9 protein-coding genes are annotated in these 13,886 nt (G+C 69.5%); 5 read left to right on the top strand and 4 right to left on the bottom strand.

Annotation, left to right across the window (positions count from 1 at the left end; translation table 11 throughout):
* Window positions 1–160: 160 nt before the first annotated feature.
* The 5 genes from ID810_RS07275 (at window position 161) to ID810_RS12470 (ending at window position 2,875) form a co-directional block, all read left to right on the top strand.
* Entirely contained in the window at window positions 161–565 is a 405-nt protein-coding gene (locus tag ID810_RS07275; protein ID WP_196781484.1) for a transcriptional regulator, read from the top strand.
* Entirely contained in the window at window positions 562–1,242 is a 681-nt protein-coding gene (locus ID810_RS07270) for a nucleotidyl transferase AbiEii/AbiGii toxin family protein (RefSeq protein ID WP_166854812.1), read from the top strand. Before ID810_RS07275 ends, ID810_RS07270 begins: the two co-directional genes overlap by 4 nt.
* A gap of 66 nt (window positions 1,243–1,308) precedes the next feature.
* Window positions 1,309–1,917, top strand: coding sequence for a hypothetical protein (locus ID810_RS07265; protein ID WP_166854813.1), 609 nt, complete (start codon window positions 1,309–1,311; stop codon window positions 1,915–1,917).
* Between the two features lie 21 nt (window positions 1,918–1,938).
* Complete coding sequence (locus ID810_RS07260; protein ID WP_166854814.1) at window positions 1,939–2,379, top strand: hypothetical protein; 441 nt, start codon at window positions 1,939–1,941, stop codon at window positions 2,377–2,379.
* Between the two features lie 163 nt (window positions 2,380–2,542).
* The gene (locus ID810_RS12470; protein WP_243856449.1) at window positions 2,543–2,875 is read left to right on the top strand and encodes a hypothetical protein; all 333 of its coding nucleotides are present in this window, start codon (window positions 2,543–2,545) and stop codon (window positions 2,873–2,875) included.
* 133 nt (window positions 2,876–3,008) lie between these two features.
* On the opposite strand, the gene ID810_RS07250 is transcribed toward ID810_RS12470, so the two are convergent.
* From ID810_RS07250 to ID810_RS07235, 4 genes are read right to left on the bottom strand one after another with little or no spacing between them, the layout of a single operon-like run.
* Window positions 3,009–3,827 carry a phospholipase D-like domain-containing protein gene (locus tag ID810_RS07250; protein WP_166854815.1) on the bottom strand — a complete coding sequence of 273 codons (819 nt, stop codon included), beginning with the start codon at window positions 3,825–3,827 and terminating at the stop codon, window positions 3,009–3,011.
* A gap of 14 nt (window positions 3,828–3,841) precedes the next feature.
* Complete coding sequence (gene drmB, locus ID810_RS07245) at window positions 3,842–5,980, bottom strand: DUF1998 domain-containing protein (protein ID WP_196781483.1); 2,139 nt, start codon at window positions 5,978–5,980, stop codon at window positions 3,842–3,844.
* Window positions 5,977–9,864: a DISARM system helicase DrmA gene (gene drmA / locus ID810_RS07240; RefSeq protein WP_166854816.1), complete on the bottom strand. Its 3,888-nt coding sequence runs from the start codon at window positions 9,862–9,864 to the stop codon at window positions 5,977–5,979. Before drmA ends, drmB begins: the two co-directional genes overlap by 4 nt.
* Window positions 9,857–13,879, bottom strand: coding sequence for an Eco57I restriction-modification methylase domain-containing protein (locus tag ID810_RS07235; protein WP_243856451.1), 4,023 nt, complete (start codon window positions 13,877–13,879; stop codon window positions 9,857–9,859). The genes drmA and ID810_RS07235 overlap by 8 nt, the downstream gene beginning before the upstream one ends.
* Window positions 13,880–13,886: the final 7 nt, after the last annotated feature.

Genomic DNA, 13,886 nt, shown 5'->3' with positions numbered 1-13,886 from the left:
AGCCTGGAGGCAAGAGATAGGCTGGGGCAGTGGTGCTGTGTGCTAGGGCGCAGTGAGGTCGTGATGGTTGTGTGCGAGGCCGGTCTGGTCGAGTCTGACCAGCACGATCATCCTTGGATAGGTCAATAGAATGGTCTGAGAATGTGGGGAGGGGCTCGCTGTGGCAGGGAATCGCGAGGGTGAGGACCGCGGCGCGATCAACGCTGCGAAGCGCCGCCACCGCTCTGTGCCGACGGCGCCGCAGCGGCGGATGTTCTTCTCTGACGTGAAGCCTTACGAGGTCCCGGAGAAATCGGATGACTTGAAAGGACCGGCGTCTGGTGTTGTCCACCTGCCGCACAGGGTGCTGTGGGCGCCGGGGAATGGACGCATTGATCTTGATGCGGAGGGAGGCGTCGGGTTGGCCTATCGGGCGGTGTTGGCTGAGGGTACTGTCGAGGATCAGACGGCCGTTGTCAATTGGGATCGGCTTGTGGAGGTGTGGCCGGAACTGTTGCTGCCGCACCGGGTGCGGCGGCTGTGGGAGGAGCGATTTCCTGAGCTACGTGCTGGGGCGAGCGCATGAGCGAGAAAAACCACACGCAGCGGGAAGTGACCCGTATTGCCCTGGCTGGAATTGCGCAGGCCGGCTTCGCCTTGGCTGGGTCCGGTGCTATCCGTGAGCACGGCGTCATCGATCGGCCAACGGAGGATGTCGATCTGTTCACTACGATGCAGGACGCTGACGAGTTCGCGAGAGCTATCGATCGGGTGGTACGGGACCTGCGCGAGAACGGCTACGAGGTTGAGGAGGTTCGTCGGGTCGAGTATTTTGCACGCTTGGAGGTACGCGCCGGTGGCGAACTCCAACTCGATGTTGATATGGGGGTGGACTGGCGTGCGAACGATCCAGTGTGGCTTGATATCGGTCCAGTTCTCAGCGTCGAGGACGCGGTGGGGAACAAGATCTCTGCGGTCTACTCGCGGGGAGAACCTCGTGACTATCTCGATGTCGATGCCATCCGTCAGTGGGGCCGTTTCACTGACGAGCAGTTGCTGACTGTTGCTGCTGCACGTGATGACGGATTCGAGATGGCTATGTTCGCCCACCAGCTGGAGGCAGTACGCCAGGTGACGCTTCTGGATGTCGAGCGTTATGGAATCGGTGCGGAGCAGTTGGAGGCTGTCAAGGCGCGTTGCCTGCAATGGGCTGTAAGTGTGCGCGGACAGTCAGGTGGTGCTGACAGGACTGGCGGAGGCTAACGGACGGGGTCGGAACGGCCGTGAACGCTAGTTTAGCGTCACACCGTCGTCGGCGCGGGCGCCCAGATGCTGCCCTTCGGAGGGGCCTCTGACGCCCCGACGCTTGGTGACGCCGTCAATATGATCGACAACAAGGCCATCGACTCCTTCGAAGACCCGCGCCTCGCAGCTCCCACGGTGCCGGAGCCCCACGTGCTGGACCCTGGGAGGACGGACGACGAGGCCGACCATTCGCACAGCGTGCGTCAGGCGCTGCGGTGGCTGCTGTCGGCGGGTGAGAGTGTCCTCGCCCTGGTGGAGACCGACCAGAGTGCGCACGACCTTGTCGTCACCACGAGCCGCTGGGGGCATGTCACGCTTCGTGACCTGCTCACTGCACAGTCCGACGCTCGCGATCCTCTTGGGGACGCTCTCACACCCCTTGAGGACCTGCGTCACGTCGTCGGCCCCGGACCCAAGGACGCCAAGCGATGCGTGGAGATCGTCACCCGCGAGCGTGTCGTCACCGTCGACCTCACAGGCATCGAGGAGGGCACGGCTCACGCCAGCGCCGTCGACCGGACGTTGTGCCTGCTGCGCACCGCGATGAACCTGCCCGACGACGAGCGCGAGCACGACCCGCTCCTGAGCCGGTCGCAGCCGGCTTGTGCCGTGCTGCTCCCGACGGGCGCCTGACAGGGCCGGGATGAGCAACACGTGCAGGTGCTGGAGGTCGCGGTCGTCGCCGTCACCGGACTCGTCTTGGTCCTCGCCGCCGTCCGACGGCCCCGCCGCGGACGGTGGTGGCCGGACTCCGCCCGGTGGCCCGTCCCCGAGACGGCGATGGCCGTCGCACTGCTGACGCCCCTCGTCCTCCACCTTCTCGTCGACGGCTACCGCACCGTCATGCTCCCGGCCTACACGATGTGCGTCGGCCTTGTCCTCATGCTCGCTCGGCGCGCCCGCAGGGCCAGCGGGATCCTGGCCCCGTCCACGGCGCGCCGGCACCCGCGGCTGCGAGCGCTCGGCCGCGTCGTCACCGCGCTGCTCGGGCTCGTCGCGCTGGCCGCAGCGTCCCTGGGCGCCACGCTCCTGCCCGTCTTCGGGCTTCCCGCCCCGCGGGCCCCTACGCCGTTGGACGCACCGATCTGCACCTGACCGACATGCAGCGTGAGGAGTGGGCCACCAGTGCCGACGACGACGTGCGGGAGGTGGTCGCCACCGTCTGGTACCCCGCCGACCCCGCGCCCGCTCACGACGCCGACACCGAGGTCCTCGGCGACGAGTCGCCCAGTCCGTCGCCGGCCTGGTGGCGGCCGCTGTGTCCTCCCTCAGGCCGGTGGCCGGCGTGCTGGGCGCGCCCCTGGGCCACCTCCAGCGGATCGAGACCCGCGCGGTGCGCGACGCTGCACCCGCGGCCCACGACGGGGACGGGTTCCCGGTCGTCCTGTACTCACCGGGGCTGGCCTCCAGCCGCTTCGAGAACGTCGCGCTCATGGTTGCTGCGGTCATCGACGCGGAGGACCTTGAACTTCTGATGGAGGCGGCGGAGGACCTCGCGGACATCGAGGCCGCGGAGGCCGCTCGCACCGCGATCACTGAGAATGGAACTGTTCCATGGGATGAGGTCAAGGTGGAGCTCGGGCTCGCATGACCTACCGGATCGGGCTCAGCCCTGCGGCGGTACGTCAGCTGCGCAGGCTGGACGAACAAGCGCGGCGTCGGATCCAAGCGGCCGTGGAGCTGCTAGCTGTACTGACCGGGATCGCTGTCTACCGTGGGAAGCCTCAAGGAGCCGCCCGCTCATACACACTGGCCTCCAGGTCCCACATCTGCTTCTCGACGCTCGCTGCCAGGGCAGAGTCATCCACGCGCAGGCCGAGCTCGACGTTCCGCTCCTCGGCGCTGTAGGAGAAGTTCGCGCTACCCACCAGCAGGAACCGGTGGTCCACACTGAGAAACTTCGCATGACTCGTCACCGGCCGCTCGCCGTCGCCCGGCACCCGTGTTCGCAGCACGGCGGCGCCCGGAAGCAGTTGCGCCATCTCGTCAGTACTGAGTCTCTGCGCACCTCGTGATCCGCCCTTCAAACCAGCCCCGCCACCATGACGCCGGGCAGATCGGCCATCCGTCCTCGCGAACCACCCATCAGCCGCCTGCGCATCGACATACAACCGCACCGCCACGCCCGGCCGCTCCCGCACCAGCACCGTGAGCGCTGTCCACAACGCGGAGGAGGGCTGCAGGTTGTAGGTGGCGCAGACGACCGACGTCATCGCATTGCTCACCATGCCGAAGACGTCTCCCGTGAGGGCGCCCGCGCCCAACAGACCCGCAGGCGCCGTCCATACGGGTTCGGCCACGCGCATCCTGCTCGCTGCCCCGGCAATGGCAGACAGGACCGCAATGCTGCGCTCCCGCGCCCGGGGCCCGAGCTCGGCCGTCTCGAACAGCTCCCGGGCCCGAACGCGGTGCTCAGCGGGAACGACGACGAGTGCCTGGCTGAGCGTCGCACCGGCAGCCAGACGCGTAGCGATCCCCTCCGCCTCGGTGCCGGTGAGAAGGGCGCCGAGCATCCGCAGGGGTTCGCGATCAGCCGATGACATGCGACAGCCCTGTCTTACCCGAGCCGGACATCGCGGAAGAACGCCAGATCCGCAGAGGTCACCGTTCTGCCGTCTACCGTGTAGCCCCCGGTCAGTGGCACGACGAGGCGGCGGTCGAGGAATCGGTTCGCTCGCTCGCAGGACGTCTCCGAGACCATCGTGCAGCAGTGGCAGGCGGCACCGTGAAGGAAGTCCTCGGGATCCTGCGGCACGCGCCTGGTACACACCGGGTCCGATGAGCAGCGCATCATCCTTGTGAGCGCGGCATCGACCACCTGGGCAAGACGGTCGGGTGCCGAAAGTGCCACAAGGCCGCCGAGCGTCCCGTCGGAGTCGGAGGCCGTCGTGGTCAGCAGCATCCCGGCCGCTGCGGGCCGCGACTTACTCGCCACCCAGGCGTAGATGCGTTCGGAGATCGAAGCGGCGCCGTAGCCCGAGGACATCGCCATCTCGCGAATCAGCGCATGAGCGAGCGTGTGTACCAGCCAGTAGCGCGGCGGGACGAAACGCTCATCAGGATTGACCTCCTTGGCGGTCTCCGAGAAGCGCCGCTCCACGTTCCGCCGGTGCGCCTCCCGATGCGCCGCCCACAGCGGGCTGACGAGCACCCGCGCCTCCCAGGCAGCAACTGCCTGCTCATCGAGTTGGAGGAAGATCCCCTCACCACGGTCCTCCGTGGCGGGCACCCAGGTCGGGCAGCCACCCCGGGCAAGAGGCACGAGCCGCGCCCCGGTGTCATCGATGCGGTCGAAGTCGTCAATGCGGGTAAAGCCGAGGACGGCGTTGACCTTCCTCAGCCGGTCGACGGCGAGGACCCGGTCGACCCCGCTCGGCATCTCCCCAAGTCGGCGGGGTGAGACCACAAGCCCGCTGGCGGGGTCCTCGTGCCGTTCACCCGAAGGCTCCTGCTGGAGGTAGTTCCACTCAGGGACGAGGAGGTCCACCGGGTTCCACTCCTCACGGCGGCGCAGCCGGGCCTCCTCGCTCTCAGCCGGAGCCGCGAGCTTCCTCAGCAGGCCGATGAGCTCGGCGTTGCTGAGACCAAGCAGTCCCACGGCCTCGGCGTCACCGCGCTTGAGAAGCATCCGGGCCATGGGCACATCCTCCCCGACGGTCTCACGGTCCTCCCCGAGTGCCCTGCCGAGCGCCGCCACCCGGTCCCGCTCAACCTCGGCGGGGTCGAGTCTCGGCATGTCGATGATGGACTGCGTGGTGGCGAACCAGAGGTTGGAGGCGCCCACGAGCATGACCCTGGGCTCGGCCTGGCACCCCTGGGGATCGAAGATACCCAGGTGCGGGTGGCGTCCGCGGCAGCGCGGCAGTCGGCTGCGCCCCTCCTCGCCCTGGGCCTGGGACATGGGGCGGCTGGCCCCGCAGGCCCGGCAGCTGATGATGGCGGTGGCTCCGCGCTGGGAAGTGTCGCGCATCTCCAGCTCGGGATTGGGGGCCTTGGTGCAGTGCGCCCCCTCATGCACCCACCAGTCGTAGGGGAACTCGTCGAGGTGTCCGGTGGGGCAGGCCAGCAGATAGCGCGCGGGCACGCACGGAGACCGGCGCTTCCCCTGTTTCCGCCCCGCCGATCCCGTGGGGCGCGAGCCGGATCGACGCCGACCGCGCCCGGGGCAGTCGAGGTGCTCGAAGACAGCCTGGTCCGGGCGGTAGGGGTGGGTATTGGAGTACCCGGCGACGAAGCGGCTGACCGGCGCGAGCAGGTCGCAGCCGGTGCAACGCAGCCACTGGGGGAAGATCCTTGCGGGCACGCCCAGGTCATCGCCCTCGCGGCGCCGTCCTGGCCGGGTGGGCTGCCAGGGGAAGCGCCGCAGCTCACCGACCTGGTGGCCGAGCATGAGCTGAACGGTCTCCAGGAGGCGGGGCGCGTGGACGGTGACGGGGGCGGAGTCCCGGCGCCGCCAGATGCGCTCCCAGTCATCCAGGCCGACGGGCATGATCGTGAAGTGCGGCAGGTCGATGACCGCACCGGGCCCGTAGGTATACAGCAGAGTCGTGGGCCGTGCGGAGCCGACCTTCGCGTAGTTCTTCTTCGCCTGATCGGCTGCGAGCCGGTCACCGTCACCCAGCGGGTCGACGGCGGTGGGCTCGTCCTCGATCACGGTGGCGTCAGGCTCGTTCCCCTGCGCGGTGCCCTGCTTCACTGCTCCTCCTCCTGCTCGGCGTCATCACTACTCGCGGGTTCCTGCCTCTGCCAAGCCGGTCCGTCCTCCACGGAGCGATCCATGAGACGGCTGGGATCGGGGGAGACGAGCAGATTGATCTCCGGCTGCACCTCCCGCATCGAGCCGGCGACGGCGAGGGGCGCCTCGTCTCGCTGTGGGGCGTGACCGCCACCGGATTCCGCCGAGTGTAGGAGCGCGAAGAAACGAGCGTCATCCGCGCCGCGCTCGTAGACGAGCTCGCCGCCCCGTTTCATGACGTCGGTCCCGCGGCGCGCCCATTCGCTGAGTCGAGACCGCAGGCGATCAGTCGTGTAGCGGGCGGCCTCCTCACCTCCTGCGGACCGCACCCGGTTGCGGAGGGTGTCCGCGAGACCGTCGAGCCTTTCCCGTTGGCCCGCGATGTTCCCGGCGTCGTGCTCGGGGTTGACTCCCCCGGAAGTGGCGGCCTGGGTGACGCGGGCGGCGGCGACGAGCGCCCCGTCGAGGCCACGGTCCACGGCGGTCACTGAGAACGGCGTGACGGACAGCGGCTCGACGCGGGCGTAGAAGGTCTCGTGGAAGTGCCGGAACTGCTCATAGTGGGCAAGGTCCCTCGGGCGCGCCCAGTTGCCCAGCGTGACGACGAGCCCGGGGCGGCTCGCGTCGCGGCCGACTCGGGAAGTCGCCTGGATGTACTCGGCGGTGTTCTTGGGCTGCCCGACGACGAGCATGAGGCCGAGCCGGGACACATCCACCCCCACCTGGAGCATGGAGGTCGCCAGGACCACGTCGTAGGGGTTGGCCGCCGCCTGCCGGCGTGGGACGCTCTTGCCAGCAAGGGTCGCCGCCATGGCCGCGTCCTTCGCGGCCGTGGAGTCGACATCGGGATCGAAGGTGAGTCCCATGCGGTCGAGGGTCGCGGTGATGTCGGCCGAGGAGATCCGGGAGGTGAGCTCGCCCAGGTGCAGGGCGCCGAAGTCCGTGCCCCGGCGGCGCGGCAGGCGCGAGTCTCGGCCGGGCTTGGCCAGGCCGGTCTGGATGTCGTCCTGGACGTAGCGGGCCATGCCGGCGAGCTCACGGGTGGCGGAGAAGTAGCCGACGAGCGTCATGTAGGGATCGGCCGCCTTCCCGACGCGGTCGAGGAGCAGCTGGGCGCCGGCCATGAGCACCTGGGTCACCTGGATCTCGGCGGCGGTCAGGCGCACTCCGGTGGTGGACAGGCCCACGTACAGGCGCCCCGGGTGCTCCTCGTCCACAGGAGTGACTCGGGAGAAGAACGTGTCCGAGGCGTCGAGCACCTGAGGTGGGAAGATGGTGAGGTCACGGCCGTAGAGGAGCCGGACCTGGTCGGCGGCCTTACGGACGGTAGCCGAGGAGGCGACGAGCAGTGGGGCGGCGGGGCGCCCGTCAGGGGCGGTCCAGGCGCACATGGTTTCGACGGCGGTCTCGAACAGGCCGACGGTGGTGCCCAGCGCCCCGGTGATGAGGTGGAGCTCGTCCTGGATGATGAGGTCCGGCGGCCGGAGCCTCACGGCGGGCCGGACGGTGGCGGCGGGAAGGCTTCCTTTGGCCTGGTGCCGTCCGTTGTCCGCCAGAGCGCAGCCCGCGTAGTCCGACTTTCCCCGGTGGTCGAGGCGAGGGACGTAGCCGTGGCGCTCACAGCGGCGGGCGACGTGCCCGAAGAGCGTGGCGGCGTGCCCCTCGCGGGCGAGCCGGGCGAGCTTGTCCACGGTGGCGATGACGAAGGCGGGGACCAGCCGGTAGATCTCCTCGTCCGTTGTCAGCACGGGCAGGCCGTCGGGGACGTTGTGGTCCTCGGCGGAGAAGGGGCACTCGCCATAAGGGTCGGGGCAGCGCACGACGACGCGCTCGGCCATCCCGGCCGCGTCGCCCACGGTCACGTCGTTTGGGGTCAGGGGCAGGCCGCACCAGGGGCAGTGACCGAGTTGGAGGGCGGAGAAGCGGCGTCCGGCACCGCTGCCGGGGCGGTCGCGCAGGCGCTGGAGCTCCTCGGCGGCCTCGCTCACGCGTTTGGGGGAGACGCTCGTGCCGACCCACAGGCCGATGCGGAAGGGCTCACTGCCCCAGGTGGCGGGGTCCTCGCGGCGGGCTAGCTCGGCGGCGCACACGAGGGTGGTGGCGCGCTGGAACTGCTGGGAGGTGAGCAGGCGCAGCGTGTAGCGCATGAGGACGGTGACGCCGGCGCGCCCGTCGATCGGCCCGTCCGGGGTCTCAAGGAGTCCCTGGCGGCGGCGGATGGCGAAGGCGTAGGCGGCCAGCCCCAGGTAGGCCTCGGTCTTGCCGCCACCGGTGGGGAAGAAGAGGAGTTCGACGGTGGCGAGGTCCCCGGCGCGCCGCTCGGCCGCTGGGTCGGCGAGGGCGGGCAGCTGCATGAGGATGAAGGCGAGCTGGAAGACGCGCCAGTGGTGTGGGTAGCCGCCCGCGAGGACGCGCGCCTCGGCCTCATCGAGGCTCAGGCGCCGATCTGCTGCCCGGAGGACGGCGATCTGGGAGTGGACACGCTGGTCGGCCATGACCCGGTTCATGAAGGCGAAGCAGCGGCGGACCTCCGCGCCTTCCGAGGTGTCAGCGGTGAGGTGCTCGATGCCCTCGGCGAGCTGGTCGAGGACCTGGCGGGCCTCGGCAAGAGCCTCCTCGGCCGTTACCCGCAGGTGCTCGGGCAGATTCGCGGCCGCTCTCGCCTGCTTATCCAGCCAGGTGCGGTAGGCGCTGACCATGGGCTCTAAGGCGTCGCGCAAAGCAGCAGGGCTGTTCGGGGCGGCGGAAGCGGCGGCGAGGGCACGCATGTCGAGGAGTGCACCGGGGACGTCCGCGGCGGTGGTCTGGGGCGTCTCGACCGTGGGGATCCAGGTGGTGCGGACCTGGATGGCGCGGCGGGGCGCCTCCTCGCCGGGGCACGTGCGCGGCAGGCACCAGTCGGCAGAGCAGGTGCGGCCGACGGCGAACTCAAGCCGGTCCCGGTACTGGAGGTCCAGGCGGGCTTCCTCGCTGCCGGGCTGCGGCCGTGGCCCGGAGCCCGGGGCGGGAGGGAGCATCGGGTCGTGGACGGGGAGGAAAACGGCGCGACCGTCCGCGTCCACGTCGATGTGGGTCTGGAACATCCAGGCCTCGGTGGGGATGCGCCGGGGCGTGGTGCGGTCGTTGCACAGGGCAAGCTCAATGAGGTACCGGTCGGCGGACTCATCAAGGTAGGAGTCAATGCGGAGGGTGACGTCCCCTTCGAGGAGCCGGTCCTCGGTTCGGCCCGGAGTGAGGGCAGCGGGTTCGAGGTGGATGCTGTGCTCGTGGGGGATGCGCCGGTAGCGGGTGCCCGCACCGGCAGCGTCCTGGCCTGCGTCGGTTGCCGCGGAGGTGGGTTCGTAGGTGCCCCAGCTGACGTGGACGTTGAGGGCGTCGAAGTCGGCGGGGACCTGGAAGCGCAGGCCCATGGAGGCGGGGATCATGAGCCCACGACGGACGGGCTCATCATCAGTGTCCTCGCCCCGGTCCTCCTCGGCGGTGGCATCGAGCGTGTCCTCCTCGGAGCCGGTGACGGGGACACCGGTGGAGGCCGCCGCGTCCAGCGGGTCAATGCCCTCGGAGCTGTCACCTGAAGCATCGGCGTTCGGACTCTCACCAGCGCCGCGCAGGCGGGTGGGCGCGATACGCCCGAGGAGGTAGCGCTGACTGGGCTGGGTCGAGAGAACCTCCCGGTCGCCCTCGGCGGGGCCAAGGACCTCGCGGCGCAGGACCTCCAGGAGCCCGTCTCTGGCCGAGGCGGAGGCGGTGGAGGGCTCCTCGTCGAAGACATAAGCAGTGCCATCGTGAGGAGGCGTGCTAGCGGCGCCGGGGCCGGTGGGCGGACGGAGTGGGGTGTTAGACATCGAGGGTCTCTTCCTGGACGGGGGCGGGGCTGTGCTTCCGACGCTGCTTCGTCGCGGGCTGCGCGGGTGCCTGGGTGGCGGCGCGGCGGTGGTTCTCCTCTAGGAGCCGGTCGAGGAGCTCGACGCGGGCGGCTGGGGAGATGGTCCAGCGGGTCATCTTCCGGTAGGTGTGGAAGCCGTGGCCCAAGGGGATGTCCTCCCAGCCGTAGGCGGCGGCCACGGCCTCGTCCAGCTCGCGGTGAGTATCCCGCAGGCGGTCGACATCCAGGTCCACACCGGGTGCGATGCTCGGGTCGTTGACGAGGTTGTAGAGCCTCGTGAGGCCGAGGTCCCGGCACAGCATGATCTCCCGGCGCTCCGTATCCAAGGCGCGGCCGACCGTCTCCAAGGCCTCGGTGGGCTCGGGGCGAGGGAAGGTCTCGAAGACGTCCGACGGCGTGTAGCGAGGATCGCCCCGCATTCCCGAGCCGTTCCTGATCGCCCAGGCCTGATGCAGAGAGGAGGACAGCGCCGCCTGCTCGCCGTAGGAGTCCGTCGCGAAGACGCCAAGCGCGTGGCTGAATACCTGTCCGGTCGGTACGCGCATGGGCATGACCGCCTTGCTCACCAGGGCGATAGCCAGCACCTCGTCGAGGTCCGCAATCGCCCGCCGCATGGCAGGTCGCTTCTCTCCGTACTGCCACCACCGCTGAGGCAGTGGCCTGCGGAGCGCGTAAGACCCGTCCTCCTTGAGGCGCTGACGTTCAGGCTTCACCTCGCTGAGTAGTCGCCGATAAGGTTCTTCATACGTTGAAGACCGTTCCTCCGGCCAATCATTGAAGTCAATGACCCACCGGGAGGCCGAGCAGTCGGGGCGGGAATTGAGGTCCTCGCCGTTGAGGTAGGGAAAGAGCACCTCGGCATTGCGCGGGTACTGCTCGATCCAGGCCTGCGCTTCTGTCGGTTCCAGGATGAAGCCCTTGCCGAGGACGATGCAGCCTTGGAAGGCGATGTCGGCGTTTTCCGCCAGTCGCTCGGGCCTGCCAGTCACGCGCCCCTCTGGTTCCAGGAGGGTGCTGATGCGGGCGACGGGCGCGTCGTCGCACACGCGTGGCACATTGTCCAGGACGTGACCCCGGGTGCCCCAGACGGCGGCGTATTCGAGGTTGGCGCTCTTGGCCGGCCAGGCGCGGGATTGGATGGCGCGGGTGATGGTGAAGCCTCCCTCGACCATGCGGTCGAGCCCAACTTCGCGAGTGTCTCCCTGGGCGAGGGTGTTAGTCGCGATGAGCCCGAGTGTTCCGTGACGCCGCAGCAGACTGAGAGTACGGAGGAAGAAGTAGGCGACGAGGTCCGCACTCCCCCGCTGTCCAGAGGCCAGGACGTGGACGAACCAGTCGCGGATGTTCTCACCCATGGACCCGGTGAGCTTCTGCCCACCGAGGAACGGCGGGTTCCCCACGATCGCATCGAATCCGCCGCGCTCCATGACCTCGGGGACGGCGAGCGGCCAGTGCAGGCAGTGCCAGCGCTTGTAGTCCGTCTCCACCGTCGGGATGAGACCGCGCTCGAGGATCGCCTCCAGCATGGTCACGTCTTCCTCACCCTCAGGCGGGAAGGCGCGGCCGAGGGCGACCGCCAGGTCTCCGTAGGCCTCGTTGAGCTTCTTGCCGGGCTTGGCGCCGACCGCCGGGTTTAGCCCCACGGCGACCACGGCGTCGGCCACACGCTCCAGGAGGCGCAGGTCCTCCTCGTTCTCCCGCTGAAGCCGCTGCTTCGTCGTCGTTGAGCGAGCCGGGTCTCCATCATCTACCTCGGAGGCGAGAGTGCTGCGCCGCTCCTGGACCCGCGCCAGGATCGAGTCCACATCCAAGTCCTCCGTGTGCTTGCCTGCGTGGCCGAAATCGAAAGGCCTGATGCCACTGGCGGCAGCCGGGTCAATGTGCTGGGCCCTCAGCTGGCGCAGGTCCGTGATCCCCAGCAGCGAGTTGCCCACGAAGACCTTGTCGTCCACAAAGCTGAAGGGCTTGTCCTTGTCCAGGGAGACGAGCCACAGGGAGAGCTTGCACATCTCCACGGCCATCTCGTTGATATCCACCCCATACAGGCAGCGGGCCACCACCTGGCGCAGGGCGTGGCTGCGGGCCCCGCCGGGTGAACCCGCATAAGTTCCGATGACCCCTTCGCGGGTCCACGCCTCCACCAGGTGGTCGGAGAGGAAGCGGGCCGCGGCCACGAGGAAGGCGCCCGAGCCGCAGGCGATGTCCGCCACGTGCAGGCCGAGGATCTGGTCCGAGCTCAGCGGCCGCCACGCCGATCGGTCGTTCGTCTGGTGCGGGCCCGGGTGGAAGACCAGTGGCTCCAGGGCGTAGTGCACGACCTCCTCGGCGAGGGCGCGAGGCGTGTAGTGGGCACCGGCGTTGCTCCGCGACGGCGTCTCGGTCACCACCAGGCCACCGGCCTCAATGACCACCGGACGGCCGCGCAGGTCGCGGCGGATCGCACCGATCCATGGCCGCAGGGCATCGCGCAGCTCCGGGTCCCGGGTGACAGCCAGCAGGGCCCGCTCCGCCTCTGCCGGATCCATCGTGTCCCCGGAGCGGAAGGCCTTGGCCAGGGCGCTCTTCGTGGGAGGCTTCGCCGCGCTCTGGTGCTCCTTGAGCCAGGCGATGACGGCCTCGGCGAGGTCGGCGTCATCAGCGTGCTCCTCGGCCAGGTCCTCCAGGAGACTCAGGGGCACCTCCGGCTCCGCTCCCTCGGTGCCAACGAGCCCCAGCACCGTCTCCCGAGCGCGCGTGCACGTGTAGCCGAGCAGGCCCTCGTAGATGTAGCCGATCTGCTCCACGTCAATGTCCCGGAAGGACAGGCGACGCACTTCCCCTCCTTTACCGGTCCGGGCCGTCTGGAGCGAGCGCAGCACGTGCATCATGACCCGGTCGGAGACCGCCAGGCGCAGAGCACCACTCGCGTCCGTCGCCGTGAGGAAGGGAAAGCGGGCAGGGTCGACAAGCGAGCCACCATAGGCAGGGATCCGCATGTCCTCCGTGTTGACGCCGCTGTACAGAGCCCGGGAGGTCGCCAGCAGCCGGTGCCAGGTCAGGCTCGTGCCATCCATGGACTCCTCGCCCTCGTCCCGGGCGCGCGCCTCCAGCACGTCCAGGACGCCCGCCAGGCCGTAGCCGCCGGTGTAGAGGGCCTGCGCGGGCAGGAGCCCGCGCTCCTCGGCGAAGAGCAGGAAGACGGCGCGCATCATGACGGTGACGACGGCTTCGTAGACCTCGTGGGCCTCCTCGGGCAGCGGGTCCGACCGGTCACTCGCCTCGGCGTTGAGGGCGGCCTCGGACAGGGCCGTCACCACGAGCTCGACCGCCCGGCGCACCTGCGTGCCCAGAGCCTCCGTCACCTCCTCCGCCGCCAGGACGGAGCCCTCGAAGAGGGTGGGCAGCCGGTTCTCGCTCTCCCCGCCCAGGAGGCGGCGCACGGACAGGAGCTCGCAGAAGGCGTCGCGGGTGGCCGGCTCCTCCACCCAGGTCTGGCAGTCCACGACGCCCGAGGCCGTCGCGCCGCCCTGCGGGGCGCTGACCAGTGCCCACCAGCGCCCGTCCGTCACCACGCCGATCGTGCAGGCCGACTCCCGGCTGCGCAGCATGGCCGTCATCCGGTCAATGGGGCTCGCCGCCCAGCCGTCGTCACCCGCAGCCCGCAGAGAGTCCACCGGGTCGGTGACGAGTACGAGGGCGCCGATGCTCGTCCCGTGGGCCAGGGCACCGTTCGGTGTCACCGTGACCGAGGGGAAGCCGTCGGAGACCACCCGATAGACCTCGCCGAGGGCGGGGCGCTTCGCTGCACTCGCATAGTCCCCACTCCAGCCGATGACATCGGTGAGGACCGTTTCTACCCAGGCTTCGCGCGCCCGGCGGTAGTCGGCCAGAGCCCGCTCCGAGTCCCGGTGGCTGTCCCAGGCGTCCCAGGCGCGGTCGAAGGAGGGCTTCGCCGCGCGCAGGGCCTCCCGGCGGGCCCGGTCCAGTAACGGCATACCCTGC

Source organism: Actinomyces respiraculi, assembly GCF_014595995.2.
Taxonomy (GTDB): domain Bacteria; phylum Actinomycetota; class Actinomycetes; order Actinomycetales; family Actinomycetaceae; genus Actinomyces; species Actinomyces respiraculi.
Note: the sequence above shows the minus strand (reverse complement) of the source record. Positions and strands in the feature narration are given on the sequence as shown.